At 57.2% G+C, this 26305-nt stretch carries 17 protein-coding genes and 1 pseudogene; 14 read left to right on the forward strand and 4 right to left on the reverse strand.

Features of this window, described 5'->3' with window-relative positions; genetic code table 11:
- Positions 1-319 precede the first annotated feature (319 nt).
- Positions 320-1693: a PleD family two-component system response regulator gene (locus AC1D2G_RS16205; RefSeq protein ID WP_477415252.1), complete on the forward strand. Its 1374-nt coding sequence runs from the start codon at positions 320-322 to the stop codon at positions 1691-1693.
- A 197-nt stretch (positions 1694-1890) separates the two neighbouring features.
- Here the strand turns inward: AC1D2G_RS16205 and AC1D2G_RS16210 are convergent, their stop codons facing one another.
- Entirely contained in the window at positions 1891-3327 is a 1437-nt protein-coding gene (locus AC1D2G_RS16210) for a Cap15 family cyclic dinucleotide receptor domain-containing protein (protein ID WP_477415254.1), read from the reverse strand.
- On the reverse strand, positions 3320-3772 hold the full coding sequence (locus AC1D2G_RS16215; RefSeq protein ID WP_477415256.1) for a hypothetical protein: 453 nt from the start codon (positions 3770-3772) through the stop codon (positions 3320-3322). Before AC1D2G_RS16215 ends, AC1D2G_RS16210 begins: the two co-directional genes overlap by 8 nt.
- 269 nt (positions 3773-4041) lie before the next feature.
- On the opposite strand from AC1D2G_RS16215, the gene AC1D2G_RS16220 reads away from it, so the two are divergent.
- The 6 genes and pseudogenes from AC1D2G_RS16220 (at position 4042) to AC1D2G_RS16245 (ending at position 9870) form a co-directional block, all read left to right on the forward strand.
- On the forward strand, positions 4042-5496 hold the full coding sequence (locus tag AC1D2G_RS16220) for a hypothetical protein (RefSeq protein ID WP_477415258.1): 1455 nt from the start codon (positions 4042-4044) through the stop codon (positions 5494-5496).
- Entirely contained in the window at positions 5489-6307 is an 819-nt protein-coding gene (locus AC1D2G_RS16225) for a hypothetical protein (RefSeq protein WP_477415260.1), read from the forward strand. The genes AC1D2G_RS16220 and AC1D2G_RS16225 overlap by 8 nt, the downstream gene beginning before the upstream one ends.
- Positions 6307-7620, forward strand: a complete 1314-nt coding sequence (locus AC1D2G_RS16230) for a hypothetical protein (protein WP_477415262.1) — start codon at positions 6307-6309, stop codon at positions 7618-7620. Before AC1D2G_RS16225 ends, AC1D2G_RS16230 begins: the two co-directional genes overlap by 1 nt.
- Positions 7617-8657 carry an OmpA family protein gene (locus tag AC1D2G_RS16235; RefSeq protein WP_477415264.1) on the forward strand — a complete coding sequence of 347 codons (1041 nt, stop codon included), beginning with the start codon at positions 7617-7619 and terminating at the stop codon, positions 8655-8657. Before AC1D2G_RS16230 ends, AC1D2G_RS16235 begins: the two co-directional genes overlap by 4 nt.
- 58 nt (positions 8658-8715) lie before the next feature.
- A pseudogene (locus AC1D2G_RS16240) lies at positions 8716-8862 on the forward strand (DUF4236 domain-containing protein); the annotation flags it as partial.
- Positions 8863-8988: 126 nt separating this feature from the next.
- Complete coding sequence (locus tag AC1D2G_RS16245; RefSeq protein WP_477415606.1) at positions 8989-9870, forward strand: hypothetical protein; 882 nt, start codon at positions 8989-8991, stop codon at positions 9868-9870.
- Between the two features lie 30 nt (positions 9871-9900).
- On the opposite strand, the gene AC1D2G_RS16250 is transcribed toward AC1D2G_RS16245, so the two are convergent.
- Both AC1D2G_RS16250 and AC1D2G_RS16255 read right to left on the reverse strand, forming a co-directional pair.
- Entirely contained in the window at positions 9901-10728 is an 828-nt protein-coding gene (locus AC1D2G_RS16250) for a thermonuclease family protein (RefSeq protein WP_477415266.1), read from the reverse strand.
- Positions 10729-10764: 36 nt separating this feature from the next.
- Complete coding sequence (locus AC1D2G_RS16255) at positions 10765-11214, reverse strand: Ros/MucR family transcriptional regulator (protein WP_477415268.1); 450 nt, start codon at positions 11212-11214, stop codon at positions 10765-10767.
- A 697-nt stretch (positions 11215-11911) separates the two neighbouring features.
- Between AC1D2G_RS16255 and AC1D2G_RS16260 the strand changes: the two genes are divergently transcribed.
- From AC1D2G_RS16260 to AC1D2G_RS16290, 7 genes are all read left to right on the forward strand, one after another.
- Positions 11912-17500 (forward strand): DUF3320 domain-containing protein, encoded by a 5589-nt coding sequence (locus AC1D2G_RS16260; protein WP_477415270.1) that lies wholly within the window; start codon positions 11912-11914, stop codon positions 17498-17500.
- Between the two features lie 72 nt (positions 17501-17572).
- Positions 17573-18832 (forward strand): metallophosphoesterase family protein, encoded by a 1260-nt coding sequence (locus AC1D2G_RS16265; protein WP_477415272.1) that lies wholly within the window; start codon positions 17573-17575, stop codon positions 18830-18832.
- Positions 18829-22299: an ATP-binding protein gene (locus AC1D2G_RS16270; protein ID WP_477415274.1), complete on the forward strand. Its 3471-nt coding sequence runs from the start codon at positions 18829-18831 to the stop codon at positions 22297-22299. The genes AC1D2G_RS16265 and AC1D2G_RS16270 overlap by 4 nt, the downstream gene beginning before the upstream one ends.
- Positions 22300-22385: 86 nt before the next feature.
- Complete coding sequence (locus tag AC1D2G_RS16275) at positions 22386-22757, forward strand: hypothetical protein (protein WP_477415276.1); 372 nt, start codon at positions 22386-22388, stop codon at positions 22755-22757.
- Positions 22758-22775: 18 nt separating this feature from the next.
- Positions 22776-23336, forward strand: a complete 561-nt coding sequence (locus AC1D2G_RS16280; RefSeq protein WP_477415278.1) for an ABC-three component system protein — start codon at positions 22776-22778, stop codon at positions 23334-23336.
- The gene (locus AC1D2G_RS16285; RefSeq protein WP_477415280.1) at positions 23333-23854 is read left to right on the forward strand and encodes an ABC-three component system middle component 5; all 522 of its coding nucleotides are present in this window, start codon (positions 23333-23335) and stop codon (positions 23852-23854) included. The genes AC1D2G_RS16280 and AC1D2G_RS16285 overlap by 4 nt, the downstream gene beginning before the upstream one ends.
- Positions 23841-25760 (forward strand): AAA family ATPase, encoded by a 1920-nt coding sequence (locus AC1D2G_RS16290; protein ID WP_477415282.1) that lies wholly within the window; start codon positions 23841-23843, stop codon positions 25758-25760. Before AC1D2G_RS16285 ends, AC1D2G_RS16290 begins: the two co-directional genes overlap by 14 nt.
- Positions 25761-26305 lie beyond the last annotated feature (545 nt).

Here is a 26305-nt window from a genome sequence, read left to right on the forward strand (position 1 = left end):
AGGAGCGAGCCAAAACAGAGAAGCTCCTCAAGAAGGTAGGATACACGGCCTTGAAGGAGGCTGGTGTGGTATCCAAGGGACCAGAACTCCCAAATCTAAAGATTGAAAAGCGAGGGAAGTAGCGCAGCCACTCGCGCACTGGCTTACTGCGCCTCATCCAGGTCATCAGAGTTAGCTCTGCCATTGTCTCAAATCGGAAGCTAACGACGACCGCAAAGGAGATCGCGGGAGCACCTTGTTGGCTGAGCGCAGGTCTAGTGTAAAGTGTGTGCTGGTATTGTAGTCGATAGTGTTCAATCAATTCCAATCCGGGTTCGTCATGACCGCGCGTATCCTCGTCGCCGACAGTATCTCTGCCAATGCGCGGTTGCTCGCGGTCAGGCTCTTGGCCGAATATTTTGAGGTGCTGACGGCGTCCAATGGGCTCGACGCCATCGAGACCTGTGAAAACGGCAAGGTCGATGTTGTGCTGCTCGATATGATGATGCCCGACATAGAAGGGTTCGAGGTCTGCAAGCGACTGAAGAGTGGTCCGGGGACTTCACATATCCCCGTGGTCATGATCACCGCGATTGACCGGGTTACGGACCGCGTGCGCGGCCTCGAGGCCGGCGCCGATGATTTCCTTACTAAGCCGATAAACGACCTGCAGTTGATGACGCGGGTTAAGAGTCTGGTCCGGTTGAAGTCGCTGACCGATGAACTGCGTCTGCGCGCCTCGACCACCCACGACATCGGCATCGAGGCGCTTTTGAACCGTAGTTCCATGTTTGATGGCGCGACTCTGAAAGCGCTCCTGATCGACGAGCGCAAATCCTCTTTCGAACACATCCAGAAAATGTTGCACGGCAAGGCCGAACTCGACATTGCCATCGATCCGCATACCGGCTTCTTCCAGGCCGCCGAGACACCGTATGAGTGTGTGCTGATCTCGACCGCCTTTTCCGATTTCGATCCGCTACGGCTGTGCTCGCAGTTGCGTTCGCTCGATCGCACCCGCTTCCTGCCGATCATTCTACTGGCTGACATAGGCGAAGAGGGGCGTATCATCCGCGGCCTCGAACTGGGCATTAACGACTATGTGATGCGGCCGATCGACCAGCAGGAGCTGACAGCGCGGCTGCGCACGCAGGTACGCCGCAAGCGCTACAATGACCAGCTGCGCGCCAGTGTCACCGAGAGCATCGAGATGGCGGTGATCGATTCTGTAACAGGTTTGCACAACCGAAGTTACTTAGACAGCCACCTACAGACGCTGTTCGACCGAGCTGTGGCCCGCCGGCGACCATTATCGGTGATAATCACCGACGTCGACCTTCTAAAGTCGGTCAACGACACACACGGCCACGATGCAGGTAGTGATGTGCTGCGTGAGTGCGCGCGCCGACTCCGCAAGAATGTGCGCGGCATCGACCTTGCATGCGTCTACGGGGTCGATGAATTCGTAGTGGTGATGCCGGACACAGACAGCACGGTTGCCGAAAAGGTTGCCGAACACATTCGCGCCGAGATCGCCCAACTGCCGTTTGCCATCGGTCACGAGGGCAAGACGACCGAAGTCACGGTCAGCGTTGGTGTGTCTTCGGTATTCGAAAGGCCGGATACAGTCGCGGCGCTGATAAAGCGCGCTGATGTCGCCCTTTACAAAGCCAAAAACGGCGGCCGCAACAGGGTGGTCGTTGGTCATGATTGAAGCATTGCGGCCGAATGTTGTTTTGGAACTTAGCTTTGGCTACGTGACGGAAGTCCGCTAGGTCTGGTGAGCGGCAGGGGCTATCGTGGACTGATCACCATCAGAGTGATGGCAAGATCGGAGCAGCGCGTCCTAGATGAAAAGCTCGACGGACCGTTCACCTCGCGATCATGTCCTTTCGGTGGTCCTGCATTCTGTCAGACTGAGAATCTGCCGATCAAGAAGTTCCGAAGAGCTTCGGCAGACGCACGCGCCGCAAACGGCTTGAAACGGTCCGCCTTGTTGGGATCGGCATGATCCATAACCCCCTTGATGACGATCCACTCGCCGATAGCACACTGCTTTGCGATCTCACCGATTGTGGCAGCTTCCATCTCAAGCCCCAACACGGTGCGCACGCCGCTGCGCTTCAACATGTCCCAGGTCATGCCGTCTTTGACAACGACGTTTCCGCTGGCGATTGGGCCAGTCTTAATTTCAAAGGGTAGGGTTTTGGGGGGATCAACATCCATGACGAGGGAGCGTTCCACAGCACTTCTTCCTACTTCGGTCAGTTTTATCGAGGTCCCCTCTATTGTCAGGTCCCCGGACTTCTCTAGATCAACAAGCGTCGCGGACCACTCCCCGTCGACAAAATAGCGTTTACGTGCTGGCAGCACTCGTGGATCGAAGCCTTGATAGAGCTTGTGCATCAGCCATAATCTGCGCTCCCCATCGTTTGGATGACCGAAACTCGGGAGATCGCGAGGATCGAGAGACTGCGCCGCCGCAAGCCATTCCTTAGATATTCGCGCCTGGCGGATGTCGCTGAAGAATTCGTCCTTTTCACGTTTTCCTTCGTCGTACTGATAGGCAACCTCTGAGACGACAATATCACCAAGCTCAACATCGCCTGGGTTGCCAGCGCAAACCCCGCACATCACAAGACATTTAGGTCGGAGATAGTTGGCCAGGTTTGTCGCCACCGGGCTTGTGCTCACTGACCCCATGCGACTCGGTCTCGCTAAAGCGATACTGAAGCGCGCCTCTTTTCCTACGAGGAAGGACCCGACTAGATAGTCGTCGTTGAGATGGGTCTTTCGCGGTAGCCATTCCGGCACGCCGTCTGGCGACCCAGCCCGCGTGCCAAACACAGCGCGTGCCTCAGCGAACTCATCGGCAATGGCGGTTATTAACAACACATCCACAGAACCGTCCTGTGGGCCGACTACCGCGCCCTGAGACTCGCGGCTGAGTTTGAAAAAGCCTTTCGACAACTGGCTTGTCCAATAGTTCCCACTCAATTCGCCGGTATGCTCATTCAGTCGAAGGATCGCCGCACCCTTATATGGGTTTACTGCGTCAGACCACATAGCCTTGGGTTCAACCTCGTACATGTAATGAATGACGGGCCGTCCTGACAGATCATGATCAGGCTTGGCGAGGATCGTGCGAGAATCCGAGCCGATCGAATACACTTGCATGTCGATCCCCCAATCGCTCTGACGAATGATGGCGGTTGCATCGACCTTGCCGATCCGGTCACCCCTTTGCCAGTGGATTTCCATCTTCCAAGTCCCGCCAACGGCCGGGAACGCTTCCAACATCATCGATCCGTGCGGTCCGGTCTCTTCTGAGCGATTATCATCAGGCATCTGCGGCTACCTCCATACCGTCTTTGAAAATGACCACGCCGTAATGTGTGCTCGCTACACCTGCCGCGATAACGCCCGGCAACGCCGACCCGAACAGTGCTGCCAGGTAGCGTCCGCCATGCCTTAGGGTGGGATGCGGTATCACCACCGATCGTAGGATCGGGGGCGAAAAATACACGGACAGCGAGGTGATCTCCAAGGTCGATGAAAGAAGATGGAATCCGTCATGAAGATCGCTGGAGTCCCTGGAAATCGAACTCAAGACCCCAGTTGTAGATCCTCTGCGGGGCGTGACAGAACTAGGCCGCAATGGAAAAGTTGGAAGAGTATCGGGGGTGTCACTGACCAAGACCCCGATACCTGAAAACAGCGTGCCGCTCTCATCGCGAACGCGTCGCAGCAAGCCGTAAAGGCTTCCAACAATAGCTTTGGCTTGGTCTGTCATCTCCACAACCTACATAGTTTTCGCATCAAAAACTCCATGCAAGTGCGGTCGCATCGGCGAAATGCGCGCTCAAGCCCGGCGGAAAAGAGTGTTTTGCCTGGCCTACTCATTCGCCGAGGCCCGCGTGCCACGGCAGCTATCGCCCTCATTTTTACATCAGACGATCGTTTCGTGAGCAGTGGGCCGCAGCATTATGAAGACGCAGTTGCCCTTTGCTTCTACTGTGCATAGAAGCCATTTGTGCTGGGGGCTGATGTAGGAAAATTTGAGTGCGGGGGCGTGCAGTGGGATCAAAATTCGAAAAACTAAATAAATTGCGAGAGTCTCTGCTGGACGCAAATCACGATTTCCGCGCTACTACCCAATTGTTCAATAGCCTGGATGTCGCGAAAATTGATCGCGAAATGGATCTCGCAGGTCGTGGAACACAGCGGGGAGAGGCGAACCAACCTCCGAAGGCGGCCAAGACTTTCGACGATGTTGAGCACATGGTGATCGAGAGGGTCGAGGACGAAAAGAAGGCTGCACACCACACCCTCGAGGACAGCCTACAGCTTCTGTCCGGACGACTGGCTGGCCTCGACTTTGAAGAGCAGTTTGGTCTGATCCGTCAGGCGAACGCCGCCAGTGTTTCCGACTTCAAGGCCTCGATCGCAGTGGGCCTGGACGAACTTCACGGCTTGCGCAAATCGCTCAACGATGCAGAGAAGGAACACGACTGGTTCAAACAGAAGCACGGGCTTGTCCGCGCCGTGAGGGTTCAGCACGGAGCGGCCCATGTTTTCCGAGTCTCCCTGCTAATCTTCCTGTTCCTCATAGAAACGGCGATGAACGGAAATTTCCTTGCGAAAGGAAATGAACAGGGATTCTTTGGCGGGCTCCTCGAAGCCGCCGCGTTCTCGTTTTTGAACATCGGCGCCGCTCTGCTTTTCGCAATATTCTGTGCACGCCTGGTGACCCACAGATCGTTTTTCGTGAAGCTGATCGGCGCGCTGTCGATTGTGGCCTATATCGGATTGGCATTGACCATAAACTTGGCGCTTGCGCATTACCGCGAGGTTAGCGGGTCCTTTGTGGACGGAGCCGGCGTCGAGGTCGTGCGCAGCATGCTCGCCAATCCGGCTGGCCTTATGGACGTGAAATCCTGGCTTCTGTTCGGCATCGGTCTCATGTTTTCGATCTTTGCGTTTATCGACGGCTGGTTCGTTCTCGACCCATACCCAGGCTATGCGGGTGTCGAAAACAGATTGGTCGCTCGCAGGGAAGACTACATCGAGCGCAAGAGCGAGCTCATCGAGGCGCTGCAAGAGGTGCGCGATGAGCACAACGAGAAGGTGGAGGACATCGTCAAGCGGCTGGGGAGCAGACGCAGGGAGCATCGGGCGATCATCGATCATCGGTCGAGGCTGCTGACGCTCTTTGCGCAGCATCAAGACCAGCTAGAGCGAGCCTGCAACCAGCTTCTCGCAAAGTACAGGGAGGCCAATATCCAGGCCCGAACAGAGCCAGCGCCAAAACATTTTGCCACGCCCTACAGACTCGAGCGCATAAAACCCCTGATATCGTCCGACGATGAATGGAGCGAGAAGGACCTGGGCGCCTCAATTCGTGACGCGCAGGAAGAACTCAACGCTCAGGTGCGGCTCATCGGGCTGGAATGCGAGCGCGGGATCGAACAGTACCGAGATCTCGACAAGCTTCATCCGGACAGCGTGAATGGCTAGGCGGGGCCGCAGAAGAAAGAATGGCAGTGGCGGCACCATTGTGGCAGCAGTCGGATTGGCCGCGCTATCGGCTGCGATGCTGGCCGGTTTTGTTTTGATGTGGTCGAGATCCGGGAAGGACCAAATCGACGCCAGCACGAATTGCCCGTTGGGCGGTCCTGTAAGCCTGACGGCGGTCTTGATCGACGCCACCGACCCGATTTCGCCAATAACCATGGCCGATTTGAAGAATGAATTCCGTAAGACCATTGGGCGCGTCGAGCCCGGCGGCTATCTGAGGATATTGACTCTAGGCCCGACCCCCGGCGACCTGACTGTGATGTTTGATGGATGCAACCCGGGCGATGGCTCGACGGTCGACAGCTGGACGAACAATCCGTCCCGGCGGCAGAAGAAATGGGAAAATGCATTCGAGGACCCTCTGACGAAGCTTCCCGACCAGATTCCCAATGGAGAATCGGCGAGCCAATCTCCAATCATGGCCGGAATTCAAAAAATCAAACTGTCGCTATTCGATAGCGATTTGGCGAAAGAGAAGACCGCAAAGCGAATAATAGTCGTGTCGGATATGATTGAACATACGGCGCTGTACTCACAATATCGTTCGGGTCTCGATTATCAGAAGTACCTTGATAGTTCGGCTGACAGGACCTACGGGACATCGCTTGATGGCGTGGGGGTTACGATACTCTATGTCGATAGGGCGAAGAAGCCATTTGGCTCTTTCGAACATGCAGAGTTCTGGACCCGGTGGGTTCAAGGTCATCATGGCGAGTTTGAGAAGCTGGTAGGGTTGGAGGGGTTAAACTGATGGCCAAGAAGCGAGGGGAGTCTTTCTTGGGACATCCGAGCCTGCCCCTTGTCGTCTTTGCGACGCTAACCCTGGGCGGCTGTGTGTTCATCGCAATAGCCAAGCTGTCGGGCGTAGACCCGATAATGGCGGCGAGCGCACCTGTATGCCTGATGCTCATCTATCTTGCCGCGTCCGTCTTCACCGGCAAGCTGCGGCTCCACGATGAGCAGACTGGCGACAATCTCTACTACATGGGTTTCTTGTTTACGTTGACGAGTCTCGGCGTATCGCTGTTTCAGTTTGGTTCCGAAGGATCCACCGACACAATCGTGAGGAACTTTGGTATCGCGGTGACGTCGACGATCACGGGCATTGCTCTGCGGATCTTTTACAATCAGATGCGCCGCGATCCTGCCGACATCGAACGGACGGCCAGGCACGAACTCGCGGATATGACGCGTCGTGTAAGAGCTGAGATGGAGAGTGTAACCAGGGAATTCGCTGACTTTCGCCGCGTCAGCAATCAGATGTTGGAGGAGGGTTTTGCCGAAATTGCCGTTCAAGCGGAGCGGAACGGAGAGCACATAAGATCGGCGCTGGATAAAATCGCGATGGAATCGATCAAACCGGTTCAAGAGGCCTCGGGAAAGCTCAGCAACGCTTTGAGCGATAATTTTGGGCAGATCGAAAGTCAGTTCTCGTCGATCGCGCAGCGCGTCGAGGCGGCAGCCGATCTGCTCGACAAAGCCAACAGCTCAATGTCCTCTTCAGTTGGCAGACTGGGTGAACAGGCCGACAGCGTAGCCACCAAGTTGGAGAAGGTTGTCGTCCCTGATGAGGTCCTTAAGAACGATTTGGCGCCGATGGTGAAACTTCTTGGCAGCGCGGTCGCTCAGTATGCTGTCAAAACAGAGACGGCTTCGCAGGAACAGCAAGCCCGCATGGCGGGCATCGTTGATGCTGTGGCTAAAGTGGCCGCAGGTGTGGAAAGGGCTGTGGCAGCCGCAGAGCAAACAGCGGAGAGCGTCCAAGCGCAACAGCGCTTGACCCAGGCGCTTGCTGCAGTGGTGCAAAAGCAAAGCAAGGACACCGGAGACCTTGTCGCAACCTTGGCAGGAAGAACCCTTCACGCGCCGAGGCCTGTTCCCCCTCTCAACGCTCCTATCGCGATCGAACAGCCACTGACAGATCTGGCCGCAAATGACACCGTCGAGAGCGCACCGATTAGGGTCGAGCCTGAGCCCCAACCAGATGCTTTCCAAACTCTGGGAAGCGAGCCTCCCGCCGAACGAACGGAACCGCCTAAGCGAACCAGTTGGTGGGGCAGGTGAGTGACGCTGGCGGGACTTCGGTCGCCTTCGAGCGCAAGGGTTACGGCCGCGGTTTGATACTGGGCCTGACCATGGCCGAGACGATGCTGCTTTTGGTGTTCTGCCTGCTGCTAGCAGCCGGTGCTATCATCACCAAAAAGCAGAAAGAGACCGATGAGGCACTGCGAGCCGCTCAATCAAACAAGGAAAACGTGCAGAGGCTCGAAGCCGAAAACAAGCGGCTTCTGGCTCAGATAAAAGCGGTGTTTCAGCCCGCGAGCGGAGGAACCGTTCCCGACGAAGAATGGCGCGAGCTGGTCCTGGCCAAGGATGCTGTTAAGTCGGTCAAGCAAGCAGGTATTTCTCTGGAGGAGGTCGTGCGAAATGCCCCTGTCGCGAAGGTCCTTGCGGACAACGACATAAGCGTTGATCAGGCCAAGGCCATGATCGATGCGGCGAAGGTCTTGAAAGAATTTGGTTACATCGGCACCGACAAAGGGCTGCAGGATCTGACTGATGCGCTCAAGAACGCTGCAGAGCCGGCGCAAGCAGCAAAACCTCACGATTGGCCGCCGATCATTAGTCTCAGCGAACTGGATGGCTATAATTTCGATACCGGAAGCGCAGAGCTTTCGGATCCGTTCAAAACAAAGTTGCGCGATCTTGCGAAGACAATCGCCGGCACTGCGACCTCGTACGGTGTCGACGTGATTGAGGTGATTGGACACACGGACGAACAGGCAATGGCGGGCGAATCCTCCAACATGGACAAGGGGCTCCAGCCGGTCTTGTCAGGGAAAGTGGAAATCGGCTCACTCCATCCCGCCGACAATGCCGGCCTTGGGCTGGCGCGCGCGATTTCAGTTACGAGTGTGCTCAGTGACATGCCCGCATTAAAGGGGTTTACGATATTGCCGATGTCAGGTGGTCAGCTCATCCTGCCCGGCGATCATCTCACCGACGGAGCGCAGATGGGCGATGTGAGGGCTCGAAGACGCATCGAGATAAGGGTACGGCAGCGATCAAAATTGGCGCCGGTTGGTGGCGCCAAGCCATGAATGGGGACGAGACACTGGCGCCTTAGCCGGTACGGCAGTTGTTTGGGGGGACTGTGCTATGGGGTTTTACGTTCGAAAATCGATCAGTGCGGGACCATTCCGCTTTAACTTTTCGTCCGGCGGGGTTGGCGCTTCCGTTGGCGTGAAGGGCCTCCGCATCGGCACTGGGCCACGAGGTCACTACATCCACGCCGGCGTCGGTGGGCTCTATTATCGTGGCACTTTAGGCAAGGCTAGCGCCAAGAAGGTAGTCCAGCTCTCTCAAACCCCATCTGCGCCGCAACCCCGTCCACTATCCTCGCCCCCGGAGTACGTCTCTGACGGCGTCGTGATGAGAGAAATCGAGTCCCGCGATGTGGTGGAGATGCGTGACGAGACATTTGCCAACGTGCTCGATGAAATCAATGCCAGGCAATCGCAGACGCGGCTGTCCGTAGCACTCGCGGTTCTGTTCGGGATTGCAGGTTTCCTTGTGGGGACCAAGCTCGGAGGTGCCGCACCGGTGCTGGGCATCGGTGCCTTTGTGCCGGGTATGCTCATTGGCAAATGGTTTGACAGCTACCGCCGGGTAAGCGTGCTCTATTACGATCTGGAGAAAGACGCGGAGGCCGCCTACGGGCGACTTGTCGGCGCGTTCGAAACTCTCACCGGCTGCGGAGGGAGATGGCATGTCGCTGCCGGCGGCAAGATAGAGGATCTGACGGCTTGGAAGCGAAATGCCGGGGCCAGCATGCTGGTCGACAAAAAGCCCACGACACTTGAAAGCTCCTTGCCGAAGGTTGTGCGCAGCAACGTTACTCCGCCTTCAATCCATGTGGGTCGGCAGGTGCTCTTCTTCATGCCTGACCTAGTGCTGGTGAAGGACGGAAACCGATACGGCGCAGTCGGATATGCCGATCTGCAGACCCAATTCGCCCCGAGTAATTTTATCGAGACCGGCAAAGTTCCATCCGATGCGGAGATCGTGAGCTACACCTGGGCTCACCCAAACAAAAACGGTGGGCCCGACAAGCGCTTCAAAGACAATCGGCAGATCCCTGTCTGCCGCTATGAAGGGTTGCGGTTTTCTAGCCCGTCCGGACTTAACGAGCTGGTGGAATTTTCCAAGACAAACGTCAGCCAGCCCTTTTGCCAGGCTCTATCGGCACTCGCGCAATTGCATCGAAGCTCCGACCGCCAATCCATAACACTGGACGCGCACTCAAGGGACTGATAGTGGCGATGGCTCAAAGCATGGCCTAGGTCAGCAAACGCCTTCGCATGGAATCCCATCGCTATCTCGATCCAACTTGCTCCCCCATGAGCAGTTGGCGAGATACCAACGCGCTTCTTCGCAAGATGAAATCTGCGTGCAAAAGCGGCGAGGTTGGCATGAGTAGCTCTGTGCTACTTGGCGACGGCTGATAAGCCCAAGGGGGCTTTTGGTTGGGCTCGCAGCTTCGGCATGTTGTTCGCGCCAATCCCAAGGGTTATCAAAAGTCCCAATCCAGATTCCAACCTTTGCGGTTGCAGCATTAGCTTGCTGTGGCGCATAGGCGCCGTGGCTATAGCGGGGCCAGTCCAAGGCTCGACCATGTTCGACCATCCAGGACGCGACGCTGACACCGTCCGCGCGCCGACAGTCACCGACGAAGCGACGGTACCGATCCCATGAAACAAAGGTGCATTGGACAGGCCGCGAAGCCGCAAGGAAATTCGCCAGTGCTTCGGCCGCCTGGCGCCCGCAGGGGTATTGATGTCCGCTCGCGTCATTGCAGTATTGGCGGCTTTCAGGTGCATCGATGCCGTTGAAGCGGACGCGCTGCCCGTGGATCTCTATCGTGTCTCCATCAACCACCGATGCTATGCCGACAATCGGCGCCGGTCTCGACCCGGTCGAGTTTGCTATATCCAGACCACCTAACTGGTCGCCCGAGCCTGTAAAATGGTGGGTGGCGTAAGCAGCCAAGGCCACCACGATCACTAGGATCAGGGGCAAGGGCACATCTGGAAAGAAACGTCTGCGGACGATTGGTTCCGCGCCGCGCCTTGGTCGCGCGCGGCGACGATGAGAATAGCGATTGCTATTCAATTTCCGATCCTTTGCGAAACGCAGGCTGCATGATTTCTAACGTGCCTTTGCCCGCTTCGTGGGCGCCTTTTTCGCAGGCGCTGGTTTGCGACCGAGGCCCATTGACTTTGCCAAGTTAGAGCGACTAGCCGAATAGTTCGGCGCCACCATTGGGTAGTCGTTTGGCAGGCCCCATTTCTGACGATAGGCATCGGGTGTGAGGCCAAAATCCGTATTCAGATGCCTCTTAAGAGACTTGAATCTTTTGCCGTCCTCGAGGCAGATGATGTAGTCTGGAGTAACTGAGCGCTTGGGATTGACCGCTGGAATTTGGGTCGGCTTCTCTGGTTCGGTGATCTGACCGATGCGCACTAAGGATGAGTTTATGCTCGCAATGAGGTCCGGCAGGGAAGAGACAGGCACTGGATTTTTGCTTACATAGGCCGCAACGATATCGGCGGTAAGCTCGATCAGCGCGCCGGCGGTGTTTTCGATTTCGTCAGCCAATTCATTGCTCCACAATTTGGCAATATAACACCCATCTATTACTTCTCCGTCGCAAAAACCAGCCGCCTCCAGCGGATGAACGCGTCCACACCACGCGCATTATCTCCAGATCGTGGAGTACCTAAAGCACTCAAGATTCGACGAAGAGCTTACTGATTCTGAATCTTGAACGTTATGGGAGCCGCAATCTGCCCGCCGTGTGCCGCCATTGCCGTTGGAAACCCGTGGCGACCTTTGCCTAATATTTGAATGGCGTTTTCTTTGTATGACCGAGAAAGCGGCTTGAGAGTAGCCGATGGATGGATTTAGAGTCGCAGAGAGTGAGGATCGTATCTATGACATTTTCGAACGATCTGCCCAAGGGTAAGCCAAAGGGTGGTGTTGCCGACAGGAAAGACAGGGGATTGGACCGAGCTCCAAGTCCAGGGGCAGTGCGATTCCGCGACGGATTCTCCACGTCGGACCAAGACCTTATCGACGCAGCAATATATGGGAGCCGGGAGCGGACATCCTCGTCAGACAGCGATTAATGGGAGGTCTGGGACCAAAAATTGTTACTTTGGCCCGTACCGGATATCCCACAATACCAAACCCTTTTCAGGGTTGATTGCAGTCGTCTGAAGTTGAAAACGGCTGTTTCTTCTTGTGCGAACCCCCTACGCAGGCTCAAGGTGGTCCGCCTTGAACGGGGGGGTAAGTGTTGGACGTAAAGCAGTCAGTCTTCCAAAGCGATCTGCCGCTGAAGGAGAAACTCGAGCGCGCCAGGATGGAGTTGCTCGATCTTTCCGCTCGCAATCGACTTTTGAATGTGCCGCGGTTTTCCAAGAGCGCGAAGACGATCGATATCGTCGACGAGAAGTCGTCCGAAATTTATCGGTTGCTGGTGACCGAAGGAAAGGCTTTTACCTTCCTGGCCGGCAAGCCCGATAGGCCGAAAGCGGGCCAGGATGGAAGCAACCCTACAGACGAGGAAATCGACTATTCCCCCGTCGCTCTTGCTCAGCCTGAGGACGAGGAAGTCGACGATAGAGGGATATCCGCGCGACACTTTGACACCAAGCTGCAGACGCGTATGACCCCAACTGGACTGCAGCGGCGGCTCCTTGATCTCTACCATGATGCCCGCACACTCGAGGAAGAGCAGGGCGTCAATATCCTCTTTCTGGCCCTTGGAATGCTGAAGTGGATTGACCCGAACAACAAAGAAAACATCCGTCAGGCTCCTCTCATTTTGGTGCCGGTACGGCTTGAGCGAGGGGCCGCTGGAGAAAAGTTTCGGCTGCGAGCTCGTCCGGAAGATCTTACCGCAAACCTCTCCTTGGAACTCTATCTCGACCGCATCCACAAGCTCGCCCTGCCGCGTTTTGAAGTGGGAGACGACTTCGACGTCTCGGCCTATCTCGATGCCGTTGCCGAAGCAGTGTCGACCAAAGAGGGTTGGCAGGTGCTTGCCGATGATATGGTGCTCGGCTTCTTCTCGTTCGCTAAGTTCTTGATGTACCGTGACCTGGATCCGGATCTCTGGCCGGATGGCGCAAAGATTATCGAACAACCGAAGATCCGCTCGCTTCTTTCAGATGGTTTCGAAACACGCGAACCGCTGATGTCGGACGAGATTGCGATTGATCCGCATATTGCGCCTGCCGAAATGTTGCATATCGTCGACAGTGACAGTTCTCAGACGCTGGCGATCCATGATGCAAGAAAGGGTCGCGACCTCGTTATCCAAGGTCCTCCCGGGACAGGAAAATCGCAGACGATCGCGAACATTATCGGGTCGGCCGTTGCCGACGGAAAGACCGTGCTGTTCGTTGCGGAAAAAATGGCCGCACTTGAGGTCGTGAAGCGACGGCTTGACACTGCGGGGGTGGGGGACGCCTGCCTTGAACTCCATAGCAACAAGGCAAACAAGCGCATGATGCTGGAGGAGTTGCGGCGCACCTGGCAACTCGGATCGCCTCGCGGACAGCTTGCTTCTTCCCTTACTGAACGCCTGCTGGAGGCTAGGGATAAACTCAATGCACATGCTACAAGGATGCATGTTCCATATGGAGCCTCCGAACTCACCGCTTATCAGGTTCTAGGTCAGCTGACCCGCCTAAGGCAGGCCGGGCAGAAACCCGTGGACATCGAACTTACGGACGCCACAAGCTGGACAAATGACGGCGTTTCGCAACGTCGCAAATTGCTCGATGAGGTCTCTCAGCGGATCAACGAGATCGGCTTGCCCATCCACCACCCATGGAGGGGAGTTGGCCTGGATGTCGTTCTTCCAACGACCATTGAGAGGCTCGTCCCACGCATTGCGTCGTTGCTGGATCAAGACACGGCACTGCACGCCAAACTGGTCGATATTGCTGAGCGGATCGAGGCCAAGCCTCCGCAAATTCTCAGCGACAGCGGCGAGATAGAAGATCGCGCTGAACTCCTCGCGTCGGCGCCTGGCCTTCCTGCCGAGGCGCTCGTCTCGCCGGTGTGGGATGAGCGTCCGAAAGACATTTCATCGCTTCTCTGGTCAGGAACGGATTTCGCCCGCAAATCCGAGGAACTGTCGGAGAAGTTGGCCGCGACGGCTATCGACACGCCAATTGAAGGTCTCGAGACAGAGCTTGCAACGCTTCCCTCGGAATTTCCGAAAGATGGTTTCCATCGTGCGCGACAGCTGACCGTGCTGCTTCCGCGCTTGAGGGAAGAAGCTGAGCGCCTGAATCAGGAACTCGGATCGGCGATATTGCCTGACACGTTGGCAGGCTTGCTCAGGCTGGTCGTGACCGGCGAGCGAGTAGCGGCAGCACCTGACGCAAGTCCGGAGGCTTTTGCAGCCACCGTTTGGGACTCCGGACTTGAGCAAGCAGGCGATCTGGCAGAGAGCATCGCGACGCTTGAAGCTGCTCGAGCAGAACTCCAGGGGAAAGTCGTTGACGCCGCGTGGAACACCGAGGTGGCCGCGGCGCGGCAAGCGCTCGCCACACACACCGGGATATTGAAAGCATTGAACGGCGACTACCGTCGCGCCACTGGACTTGTGCGGACTATTGTGGTCGACCCTAGCGCGCCTGCGACGCAGACAGTTGGTCTCCTCGACCTTTTGATGAAGGGTCAGGCTGCCGCAGCAAGAGTCCGCGAAGGCGACGCTTTTGGCCGTTCCGCCTTCGGGGCAGATTGGCGTGGGGAGCGATCGCCATCTGCGCCACTGCTAGCGCTAGTGGAATGGATGCGCACTTTACGAGGGCTGGGCTCCGAACCTCGGATTATCGCCGGCCGGATGGCGGAACGCTCCGAGGCCGGTGCGCGTGCAGCGCGAGTTCGTAAGGTTATCGAAATCGGTCGGCCGATTATCGAGGGTTTCTGGAACGATCTCGGGCACCTCGCGTCATCCATGCTAGGCGACGTGGCTTCCGCCGAGCGGGCCTCGCTGCAACTGATGGAAGCGAAGGCGAGCACTGTAGCTCAAGCCGATGATACGTCACGACAGGTTCTGACTGACGTTCCGGATCTGATCACTGAGCGGGTGGAGCTACTGCGCCGACTAGTCAGACTACAAGCGCTTGCTCAAGAGATCGATGCCGGGGAAAGCCTTGGCAAGTTCGCGTTCGGCTCGTCGTGGCTCGGTCGAGGATCCGATTGGGCTTCTCTCACGCAAGCCGAGCTTTGGCTGAGAGAAAATGGCTCCATCCGACATTTGGCTGCGCGACTGCCTGAAAGAATCGAGATCGCAAACTTAGCTCGTTCAGCACGTGAAGCGACCCAAGCGGCAGCGCAGGAATTGAAGGCGCTTTCAAGCGATTTGAAAGCCGATGCTTCCTCGTTGTTTGGAGTACACGATTTTCCGGACGTCGCGATAGGCGCGGTCGTTTCTCGACTGCAGGGTTGGCTCGATCATCAGGAGCAGCTCTCGAAATGGGTTGCCTATGAAGAGCGATCCGAAACGGCCCGAAAGGCTGGACTGGGACAGTTGATAGACGGCCTGGCCAACGGCCAGATTACAACAGGATCGGCGCGATCAGTTTTTGACATGGCGTACTACGAACGAATGTTTCTAGCGATGGCGACCGATGAGCCGGAGCTGGCAAGGTTCGACGGGGAACTGCATTCAAGGGCTGTACGTGACTTCGCAGATCTGGACCGCCAGCGCATCAAGGCCGGCGCCATCGAAGTTGTAACGGCTCATCACCGGAAAATTCCTTCAAGAGACGGCGGAGCTGGACCTGTCGGACTGCTTCGTTCTGAGATGGCGCGCCGACGAGGCCACATGCCCATCCGCCAATTGATGCAGAAGGCAGGCCCTGCCATCCAGGCGCTGAAGCCAGTGTTCATGATGAGCCCGCTTTCGGTGGCGCAATTCCTGTCGCCCGGCCGGATGTCCTTCGATCTGCTCGTGATGGACGAGGCGTCTCAGATACAACCCGTGGACGCGCTTGGCTCGATCGCCAGAGCCAATCAGGTGGTCGTTGTTGGCGACGAACGCCAACTGCCACCCACGACATTCTTCGCGAAGATGACAGGCTCGCAGTCTGACGATGACGAGGGAGAGGGCGCGCAGGTCGCCGACATTGAAAGCATCCTCGGCCTGTTCACGGCCCGCGGCTTGCCGCAGCGTATGCTCCGCTGGCACTACCGTAGCCGTCACCAATCTCTAATCGCAGTATCCAACAGCCAGTTCTACGAGAACCGGCTTTTCATCGTGCCAAGCCCCTATACTCAAGAGGCAGGCATGGGGTTGCGGTTTCATCATGTGCCGGAGGGGGTCTTCGATTCCGGCGGAACAGGAACCAATCCGGTAGAGGCGAGAGCAGTAGCCGAAGCGATCATCCGTCATGCGAAGGTGAACCCGCAAGAGACTCTAGGCGTTGCAACATTTTCGGTTAGCCAACGCCGCGCGATCCAGGATGAACTCGAAGCGCTGCGGCGACTAAATCCCGATACGGAGGAGTTCTTTCACGCGCATCCCAGCGAGCCATTCTTCGTCAAGAACCTTGAGAATGTTCAAGGCGATGAGCGCGACGTGATCATGATCTCAGTGGGGTATGCCAAGAATGCGCAGGGATATATGGCCATGCGTTTCGGCCCTCTTGGTGCGGAAGGCGGCGAGCGTCGGCTCAACGTCCTCATAAGCCGCGCCAAGCGCAGCTGCGAAGTATTCGCGTCCATCACCGACGAAGACATCGACCTGGAGCGCGGTAAGGGGAAAGGCATCTTCGCCTTCAAGCTCTTCTTGCACTACGCGAGAACAGGGCGAATTTCGCTTGCCCAAGCCACGGTTCGCGAAATGGATTCAATCTTTGAAGAACAGGTAGCCAACGCGCTGATCGAAAAGGGTTATCAGGTTCACGCTCAGGTGGGCATTGCCGGCTTCTTCATCGATCTCGCGGTTGCGGATCCGGAGAGGCCAGGCCGCTATATTCTTGGCATCGAATGCGATGGCGCAGAATATCATTCATCTCGCTCTGCCAGGGATCGAGACCGGCTTCGGCAGTCTGTTCTGGAAGACCATGGTTGGATTATTCATCGGATCTGGAGCGCGGACTGGTTCCAACGACCTCGTGAGCAGCTGGAGCGAACCATACTAACGATTGAGGCTGCCAGAAAGGAACTCGATGAGCGGGCCGAATTGGGGGTCCAGAGAAATCGAGCTGTAGCCGTGCAGGTTGTTACGGTCGACAGAGGCAACGTGACGGAAATCGGTCTCGAAAGCACAAACGGATCCGAGACACCCAATCGAGCCTACGAAGAGGCCGAACTAAAGCGACCGGGATCGTTCGAACTCCACGAGACGCCCAGCGGAATCATGGCCGGACTGGTCGAGCAGGTCGTGGCTACAGAAACGCCAGTCCATGTCGACGAAATAGTTTCGCGTATTCGGGACGCCTGGGGTCTGCAGCGGGCCGGTGGCAGGATTCAGGATGCAATCGAGCGGGGGGTAAGCATAGCACAGGGAGGTGGTGCAGTAGCCCGTCGCGGCAACTTCTGCTTCAAGCCAGGTGCTCCTGTTCGTCTCAGAGATCGCAGTGGGGTCGTGTCCGCTGGATTGCGCAAGCCCGAAATGATTGCGCAGGACGAGGTCGCCCAAGGCGCCATGGAAGTCGTGAAATCCAACCTCGGTGCTACAGAGGAAGAAATCGCCACAGGCGTTGCCAGGATGCTCGGCTTCAAAGCCACAAGCGCACAATTGAGGCAGCTGATTTCAGCTGGGGTCGCGGATTTGGTTGCCAAGGGATTGTTACGGTCCCAAGACGGCTTGTTGGTGGCCGGCGAATCCGCGAGCGAGAAATTAGCTGAACTGTAACCGGGGCGCCGCAGCGCCCTCGTTGCAATTTCTGTCGAAGCTCGGAACACCTCTTTCCCTGGCGGAGGCCGAATGGCATTTCGATTCGTACACACGGCCGATATTCATCTCGACTCGCCGCTGCGTTCGCTGGCGTTGCGAAATCCCGATCTTGCCGGGCTGGTGGGCGACGCCAGCCGCCAGGCATTCGTTTCGATAGTGGATCTCTGCCTTGAGGAACGTGTGGACGCGTTGGTCATAGCCGGCGACCTCTACGATGGCGATCAGACTTCGATGAAGACAGCGCGCTTCCTGGCATCGCAGATGACACGCCTGCACCAGGCCGGCATCAGGGTTTTCAAGATCCGCGGCAATCACGACGCCCTGTCGCGGATTTCGAAACAATTAGTATTTCCCGACACCGTTACAATCTTTGGCGGTCGTGCTCAGTCGGTATTGCAGACAGCCGGCGGTCTGGACGTCGTTTTCCATGGTTTGAGCTTTGCGAACCCTAAGGCGCCGGACAGCCTGCTGACCAAATATCCGGCTGCTCGTGAAGGGGCCGTCAACGTAGGCATCATGCATACCAGTCTGGCGGGATCGCCCGGACACGACGTTTACGCGCCCTGCAGCATCGCTGACTTGCACGCCCACGGTTTCGACTATTGGGCCCTCGGCCACATCCATGCTCGCCAAGTCCATCCTGGCATCAGTACCGTGGTGATGCCGGGAATACCGCAAGGGAGGGATATCAACGAGGCCGGCGAGAAATCAGTCACCCTGGTGACGGTGCGCGACGACCGTTCGGTGGAGATCGAGGAGAGGCTGACCAGCGTTGCGCAGTTCGAACGGGTGAGCGTCGACCTTACCGGAGCAGTGGAGTGGCCCGAGGCAGTCGCACGTGTTCGCCACGCACTCGAAGAGATGCGGGCCGCCGTCCGGTCTCGTCATGCTGTGGCCCGCATTGGCCTGACGGGAACGTCACCACTGATGTGGGCGCTGATCCGCGACAAGGACCTCCTTCTTGCCGAAGCCGAACAGGCTGCGGAACAGCTAGGCCATACATGGGTGGAGAAGCTCGAGCTTGACCTCGCACCACCTCGGGCGGAGACGGTCGAGGATATTGCTGATCCGATTTTTGAACTTGAGCAATCCATGCACGCCGATGCCACCTCGGAGGCCTTCCGCGCCGAGGCGAGGGCGTTCGTCCAAAAGATCGTCGCCGACCTTCCGGCCGACGGACGCGATTTTGCGGGGAAGGACGAAGCCGGGCTGGAACGGTTCCTCGATCAGGTGCTGTCCAAGGGCGCAGACTTGGTGACTGCCCGCCTTAAGTCCGGTGGATCGTCATGAGGTTGCGGCGCCTTGACCTCATTCGCTATGGAAAGTTCACCGATGGTTCGATCGACTTCGGACCCAAACCGGAATCCGGACCCGACCTGCATATCGTGTTCGGCCTGAATGAGGCCGGAAAATCGACCGCGCTTTCCGCCTATCTAGACTTGCTGTTCGGCATCGAGGAGCGGAGCCGCTACAACTTCCTGCATGAGTACGGTGCCATGCGCATCGGCGGGGTCCTGGAACTGGCCGGCTCCGAACACGCGTTCACGCGTACGAAACAGCGTACTAATTCGCTATTGAACGCGACGGGCCAACCGGTGAGCGAGGTGGCGATCACGGCGCATCTCGCCGGACTGTCGCGTGACGCTTACACGACGATGTTTTCACTCGATGACGAGACGTTGGAAGCGGGCGGGAAGTCGATCCTGGAGTCGCGGGGCGACCTCGGCAAGCTCCTTTTCACGGCCAGCGCCGGTCTTGGGAACGCAAGCGATACGTTGCACGCCCTCGAGGCCGAAGCAGACGCGCTGTATCGGAAGCAGGCGCATGGAACCGAACTTGCGCTGCTGAAGAAGCGCCTCGTTGACGTGAAGTCGCGCAGGGATGCGATCGACACCCTTGCATCAACCTATGAGGGCCTGGAGGCCGAGCGTCTCGACGCAGCGCAGCAGTACGACCGGACCATCAGCGACCGAGCGGTGCTGGCGGCCAGGCTGGATAGCATTGCTCGTCACGTGCGGGCGGCGCCGATGCTGGCAGATATCCGGCGCAAGATTGCCCGGCTGAATCAGCTGCCGGACATCGCCTCCCCAGCCCGCACATGGACGGGCAGTGTCACCGACCTGATCGATGACGATGCTAGCCTCAGAACACGGCTGTCCGCAAACATCGACGAGGTCGAGCGCCTGGAGGCAAAAGTCACTGCGGTCGACGAGGATGAACCGATCCTGTCGATTTCTGAACGCATCCGCGGGCTGGCGGAGAGCAAGGTGCGCCATACCGCGGCCGGCTTTGACTTGCCCGCTCGCAGGATGGGGCTGCAAATCCTCAACAACACCGTGGCAAACTGCCTTGCCGCCTTGGGCCGATCTTCCGAGTCAGATCCTGCCGCGCTGCTTCTGCCTGCCGTCACCGTTGGCGTCGTTCGCGCCATGGTCGAGCAGAGATCCGGGATTGCTGCCGGGGTGCGTGCCGCTCGCGACGAGGCCGCGGCGGCACTCGATGCGCTGCAGGCGGCAAGGCAGCGGGTCGGTGAGGAAAGGGCGGTGCCTGAACCCGCCAGGGCTAGACTGGGCTCGGCTTTGTCGAAAGCGCGAGCAAGCGGACACCTGGCAGAGATCAGGACGGCTCGCGAGGCGGAAGATGCGGGAACAATTCGATGGGCGGCGTCGCTCGCGCGCTTGCGTCCATGGACCGGAGATGCCCTTGCTCTCGCCAACGTCGCGATTCCGAGCGCCGGGCACATTACCGTTTGGAAGACAGTAGCGTCAGAACTGGCAAGGAACACCGCCGTACTTACCCAACGCCTCGCCGAAAACGAGGGCAGCCATGCCACGCTCGCAGCACGATTGGATGCCCTTCGTGCCTCGGTCGACGTTGTCGACGATGAAGCGGCTGCCGCCATCCGCCATGTCCGCGATGATGCGTGGGCAACGCACCGCGCAGCGCTGACCGGTGACACCGCTGACGATTTCGCCGTGGCATTGGCGCGCGATGACATTGCCAGCGCAGGCCGGCTGGCCGGCGCGGCGGATCTGGCCGGAATCCGGGCAACGACCCGCGACCTGGCCGAGGCCGCGGCCAATCTGTCACGCAACGGCATCCAACGCACACAGCTCGGCAAGGATGTGGATACCCAATTGTTGGAAATCCGCGCGGCCGCTAGAGACCTGCTCGGAGACGCTGTGGAACCTTCGTCTGAGCGCCTGATCGAAAGGATTGAGGATCAGATCGAGGCGCGCAGCGATGCGCTCGCTGCCTGGGAGCAGATCGAACTTGCCCGCAGGAAGGCGGAGCGAGCCGCTGACGCCGGCGAGCAGATACGCTCGGAAATGAGAGCAGCACTGGAAAGCGTCGGCATTGTATCAGAGCCCGGCGACACCCTCGAAGCAATCATAGCCATCGCGGAGCTGTTTCTAGACCGGCAGCGCAAGGTCGATGCAGAGTATGCCGAGGCGCTCAGGATGGTGGGCTCCAAAGAAGAGGATCTAGCCGCCCGACGGGTTGCCGTAGGCGTGGCAGAGCGTCGCGAGGAGGAATGGCTGGAAGGTATTGCCGAAGCGCTCAAGGGAACGTGGCTCGAAAGCGGGCTCTCCGCGACCGGCGTCGGCACTGTGCTCGATCAATTGGCCGAACTGTCAAGAAGTCTGCAGGAACGGGACGACCTGCAGCTGCGTATCGAAAAGATGGAGGCCGACAGGGCGAACTTTCTGGTCGAAGTCATCGCTGTTGCGGTTGAAGCCGACGAGCCGACGAAGGATGGCGAGCCGGAGCAGTTGACCATCCGCCTTGCCGAGCGCCTAGAGCGCGCCGAGCGGACACGCGAAACGAAGGCAAGCCTCGGCAACGACCTGAAACGTCTGAGGGAGGCGCGCGACATACTCGACAACGAGATTTCGGCACACGAACGCCGTAAGAACGAGGTGCTGGGCGTCTTTGGTGTCGCCTCTCTGCCCGAGGTTGTTGAACGCGACGAGCTGCTGCGTCAGCGGGATGGCTTGCGGGCTACCGTCGCCGAACTAGAGGAACGGGTGGTGGCGGAACTCGCAGTCGACGGATTCGAGCAGGCACGCTCAATCCTGGATGCGAGCGATTTCGATAGCCTCGCGGTCGAGAAGGCCGAGGGCGAGCAGAGGCTTCGCCAGTTCGATGAAATCACCCAGCAACAGCTGATCCGGCAGACGCGCGCGGCCGACAAGCTTGACGCCGTCGGCGGTGATAGTGCGGTTGCACGTCTGGATGCTGAACGGCGCACAACCCTGCTGGAAATCGAGGAGAAGGCCATTCGCTACATTGAGCTGAAGCTTGGCATCATGTCGGCTGGAAATGCTTTGCGGATCTACCGTGAGACCCATCGCTCCGGGATGATGGCGCGCGCATCAGACGCGTTCAAGCTAATGACGCGTGGCCAGTATTCGGGGCTGACAGCCCAGCCTGTAAAAGGTGGCGAGGTGCTCATTGCTGTGCAAGGTAACGGGCAATCCAAGGTCACCGACGCGCTTTCAAAGGGTGCGCGCTTTCAGTTGTACCTTGCCCTGAGACTCGCCGGTTACTACGAGTTTGCGCAATTCCGGCCCTCGGTTCCCTTCATCGCCGACGACATCATGGAAACCTTCGACCATATTCGCTCGGAGGAGGTTTTCAGATTGTTTGGGGAGATGGCGAACACAGGGCAGGTCATCTATCTCACGCACCACAAGCACTTATGTGAAATCGCTGAGGCTGTCGTGCCGGGAACGAGGATCCATCAACTCGAATAGATGTCGTCTGGCCCATGAGTTTTGAAAGAGCGCAAGCAGGTGGACAACCGCTCTTAACCTGACGGCAAACGGCTGCTTTGCGCCTCATGTCGGCCGAAACGGCCAAGCTTGCCATTGCAGACATTATTGCAGATCTGTTCCTGGGTCGGACATGCGCCACAGACAGACGCCTGATTAACAAGACCCTTTCTTCAATCAGACGACTTTCGTCCACGAACTGTGTTAATAAGCGTTTGGGCAAGCAAAAAAACGAATCGGGAGGGCGTATGTTTGGTCAGTACTCGTCCGAAATTTGGAGTTTCCTCGGTGGTCTGGTCGGAGGCGGTATCGGCGGCTCGCTTCTCACGCTGAAAATGGTTCGCCAAAACAGCGTTAATGGCAGCGGTTCAGTTGTGGACCAAAGTCGCACACGGGCCGGAGGCGACATCGTCGGCGGTAACAAGTCTGACCGAAGCTAGCTCGGTCCCGACCGCTTGATGAAGGGGCTCGTCGATCAGAACAGTGCCACTGCGCACGGCGACATCGTCGGCGGTAACAAACTCACGATTGTGAATCATGAGGCTCAATTGAGCTTCGTCGGAGTGCTAATCAAAAAACTTCAGACGGAGGTTGAGAAAAAGGTTGAAATTCAGCATGTTATAGAAAAGCTTCAGCAGTTTCAGCAATATAAATCCGTTTCCGACGGAGTGATTGGCCTCGAAGCAAAGCTCGACAAGGCAGGCCGCTCCCACGAAAAAGACATTGCTCTGGAAACGAAAGAGGCATTCGCAAAGCTGCTCGAACGCTGGTCTCTATATCCTTCAGCCCAAGAGATATTCGCGCACCTTTTAGGGCGCGCGGTTCACGAATTTACCTATTCTATCTCACCCAAAATTGGCTCGCTGGACGAAAGTGGTATCAACCAACTCATCACAGATCGCGTAGTCACGCCTACCATTTCCGAATGCGGTACCGAAACCGTAGACTTCTCTCATGCAGCCGCGATGGGCATGATCTATTGGCTGGCCGAGCGCTGTTTTGTGAGGTGGCACAAGTGAATCAAATCGCCTTCCAGCCGGCATTTGACCCACTGCATGCAGTATTCCGGCTCCTGCGATTGCGAGATTTGTTCCGCAAACCTCCTAAGCCTTTGGCCATAGATCACGTCCGAATTTTAGATTTCTATCTCCTGTTTCCGTTCAGGCTTGCCGGCATGCGCGCTCCCGTCACCATGCGCACGCTGAAGGTAGTTGCCAAGAGCTACCAGCACACCGTTCCATACGGGGAACAGCCCGATGATCGTATGGTCTTCAATCGTATGGAACCGATGCAGAAGGCCGCTCTTCAGGCCTTGGCGCTGCGATCACTGATCGACAAGGAGGCGCTTGAAAACGGCACTGTAGTGGCGACTGCGGAGCAGCTTCCAGAACCTGTTGTCGCGCGGATTCTTGCAGCCAACGCCTCCGAGGCGGACCTTCTCGCTGTTCTCGGAGCTTTGGCAGAATTTCCGCTTAATGGCATGGACGGACTAAAGCACCGCACTGGCCTATTGGAGCATCGTTATGATGCAGTTTGAGCCAACCCTGATCGTCAAACGCCTGGTGGTGTATCGCAACACCAATCGCGTTTTTGACGAACTCTTTCATCCTGGCGTCAATGTGATTCGAGGTGAGAATTCGTCTGGCAAGTCCACGGTGTTGAATTTCCTCTTCTATGGGCTGGGCGGCGATCTCGCCGATTGGAGCGCCGTGGCGCTTTTATGTTCAAGCGTCAGCGTCGAAGTTTCAATAAATGGAAATAGCGCGATCCTATCACGTCAAATCTCTGAGCAAAGTGGTCAGCCGATGGAACTGTTTGGTGGCGACTTTGAGGCTTCGGAACGCGCGCCAAGAACGGAATGGGTTAGATACCCGTACAAGCGCTCAGAGTCCAAAGAGAGCTTCTCTCAAGCCCTGTTCCGACTTTTGGGCATTCCTGAGGTTAAGAGTGGCGAGGCCGCTCAGAACCTAACAATGCATCAAATTTTGAGACTCCTGTACGCTGACCAACTGAGTCCGCTTGAAGACATCTTCAGGTTCGAACGATTTGATCCCCCTTTGCTGCGCGAAACGATCGGAAGGCTGTTGTGCGGTGCCTATGACAATGCGCTGTACGAAAACGAAGTTGAAATCAGAGTTCGAACTCGCGAATTCGATGAAGTGAGTGCGCAGTTGCGAACGCTCTTGTCTGTCGTCGGTGGATCAGGACAACCCCTTACGATGGATTGGATTGAGGCGGAGCGTTCTGTTCTGTTGGCTCGTCAGGCCGAACTTCAAACTGCTATCGAGACGGCCGAACGCGACCTTTTTGCGGGTGCTAAAGCTGTGGAGGTGACGCTCCAAGCTCAACATCAAGCGTACGATCGCCTGCGGTCTTTGCAGGGGCAAATAAGTGAGGTGCGCTCTCAACGTGACTCAATCGCGCTAACGATCGCTGATTCCGATGCATTCGTTCAAAGCTTGCAACGCAAGCTCACTGCTTTGACCGATACCTCGACCGTGGCCCAATATTTGGGTGAAGTGAAATTTGCCTTCTGTCCATCGTGCTATTCACCGATTGATGAGAGTGATGACCATTCCAAGTGCCATCTCTGCAAAACATCGTTCGAGAGCGCAAAGGCCAGCGATCGAATTGTAGCGCTTATCAACGACACCGCTTTACAGATCAAGCAATCGACGTATCTCCAGCAGAAGCGCCGCTCTGAGCTATCTAAGTTGGACGCCAGACTTCACGATTTGACCGCCGAATGGAACAAGGCTGCGGAAGACCTTGCTGCACTTCAGAGACTGCCTACAACGGATGGCACTTCAGCGCTCCGCAAACTCCAACGCGAGGCGGGATACCTTGAGCGGCAACGCGAGAACCTCGAAGAGACAGCTAAGATAGCGCAACGGGTGCATGACCTTTCACAAACCAAGGGGGCACTAAATGCGCGGATCACAGAGCTGCGCAACGAGAATGACGTGCTGAAGGCATCTCAAAGCACTCGATTGGAATTAGCTTACAGTCGTATCGAAGCCGAAATCTTGAAACTGCTTCACAACGATCTCAGACGCGAAGAGGCATTTGAAGCGGCTAGAAGCGTTCAGTTCGAATTTGGCGCAAATCGGATCAGCGTTGACGGCCAAAGCTATTTCTCTGCGAGCTCACGGGTCATCCTGAAAAGCAGTTTTTATCTCGGGTTCTTCGCCGCAGCGAATAAAAATGCGTTCTTCCGACATCCTCGTTTTGCGATCATCGACATCACAGAGGACAAGGGGATGGAGGTTCAGCGAAGCCACAATTTTCAACTACAAATCGCACGAGTGTCTCAGGAGAGCGCCGTCGATCATCAGGTCATTTATGCGACCTCAATGATTGCGCCAGAGCTGGACGACGAAGCCTACACCATCGGCCGTTACTACACGCGGGATGACCATACTATTGGTATCAAAATGAGCTAGGAAGCTGATGACGGTCTGGAGCGTCTGTGTCATTTCTGAAGCGACGCTAGCCTCACACACAAGTCCGCTTTCGTTTGCGAATGCCTGCCAGCTGCCAGTCCGCTTGCGATCCATTTTCGCCTAAAGAGCTTGGTGATTGGCGGCGGTAGCTCAGCCTGTGGACAAAACCTATATTCTCCGCGAGCAGACCCGGCATGGAAGCGGCGCGCGTGAGTTGGAGTGCAGTGCATGTTAGCCCAAATCTATAGATCAACGTCCCCGACGCGAACGACCTTGCGGGCTGTGTTCGACAGGGAGTGCTCCTGGGGCCAAGACCGTGGCGGTCGGCTTCCCGAGGTTGGACTGGAGAACGCGCCCTAGCGCCGTCTTGCTCGGCAGCTTTCGCGCGGTGTGAGAACGTGCGTGCGCGTTAAACCTGGCGTAGAGGGATTGGCTTCTAGTTGGCTGAGCGCTTGGATCTTCAAGGTCGCGATGTGTCGGAGCCGGCCTCAACGGCGAGGTCTGCTATCATGAGCGATCGGCTCGAAAGTTGCCGTACCGGTTTC

This window comes from Mesorhizobium sp. P2_C7, from assembly GCF_056404515.1.

Coding starts and splice junctions, on each gene's coding strand:
- AC1D2G_RS16225 (WP_477415260.1), top strand. CDS start 5,489: ATGGCTAGGCGGGGCCGCAGAAGAAAGAATGGCAGTGGCGGCACCATT.
- AC1D2G_RS16280 (WP_477415278.1), top strand. CDS start 22,776: ATGAAGGGGCTCGTCGATCAGAACAGTGCCACTGCGCACGGCGACATC.
- AC1D2G_RS16215 (WP_477415256.1), bottom strand. CDS start 3,772: ATGACAGACCAAGCCAAAGCTATTGTTGGAAGCCTTTACGGCTTGCTG.
- AC1D2G_RS16230 (WP_477415262.1), top strand. CDS start 6,307: ATGGCCAAGAAGCGAGGGGAGTCTTTCTTGGGACATCCGAGCCTGCCC.
- AC1D2G_RS16275 (WP_477415276.1), top strand. CDS start 22,386: ATGTCGGCCGAAACGGCCAAGCTTGCCATTGCAGACATTATTGCAGAT.
- AC1D2G_RS16210 (WP_477415254.1), bottom strand. CDS start 3,327: ATGCCTGATGATAATCGCTCAGAAGAGACCGGACCGCACGGATCGATG.
- AC1D2G_RS16245 (WP_477415606.1), top strand. CDS start 8,989: ATGAGAGAAATCGAGTCCCGCGATGTGGTGGAGATGCGTGACGAGACA.
- AC1D2G_RS16270 (WP_477415274.1), top strand. CDS start 18,829: ATGAGGTTGCGGCGCCTTGACCTCATTCGCTATGGAAAGTTCACCGAT.
- AC1D2G_RS16290 (WP_477415282.1), top strand. CDS start 23,841: ATGATGCAGTTTGAGCCAACCCTGATCGTCAAACGCCTGGTGGTGTAT.
- AC1D2G_RS16265 (WP_477415272.1), top strand. CDS start 17,573: ATGGCATTTCGATTCGTACACACGGCCGATATTCATCTCGACTCGCCG.
- AC1D2G_RS16205 (WP_477415252.1), top strand. CDS start 320: ATGACCGCGCGTATCCTCGTCGCCGACAGTATCTCTGCCAATGCGCGG.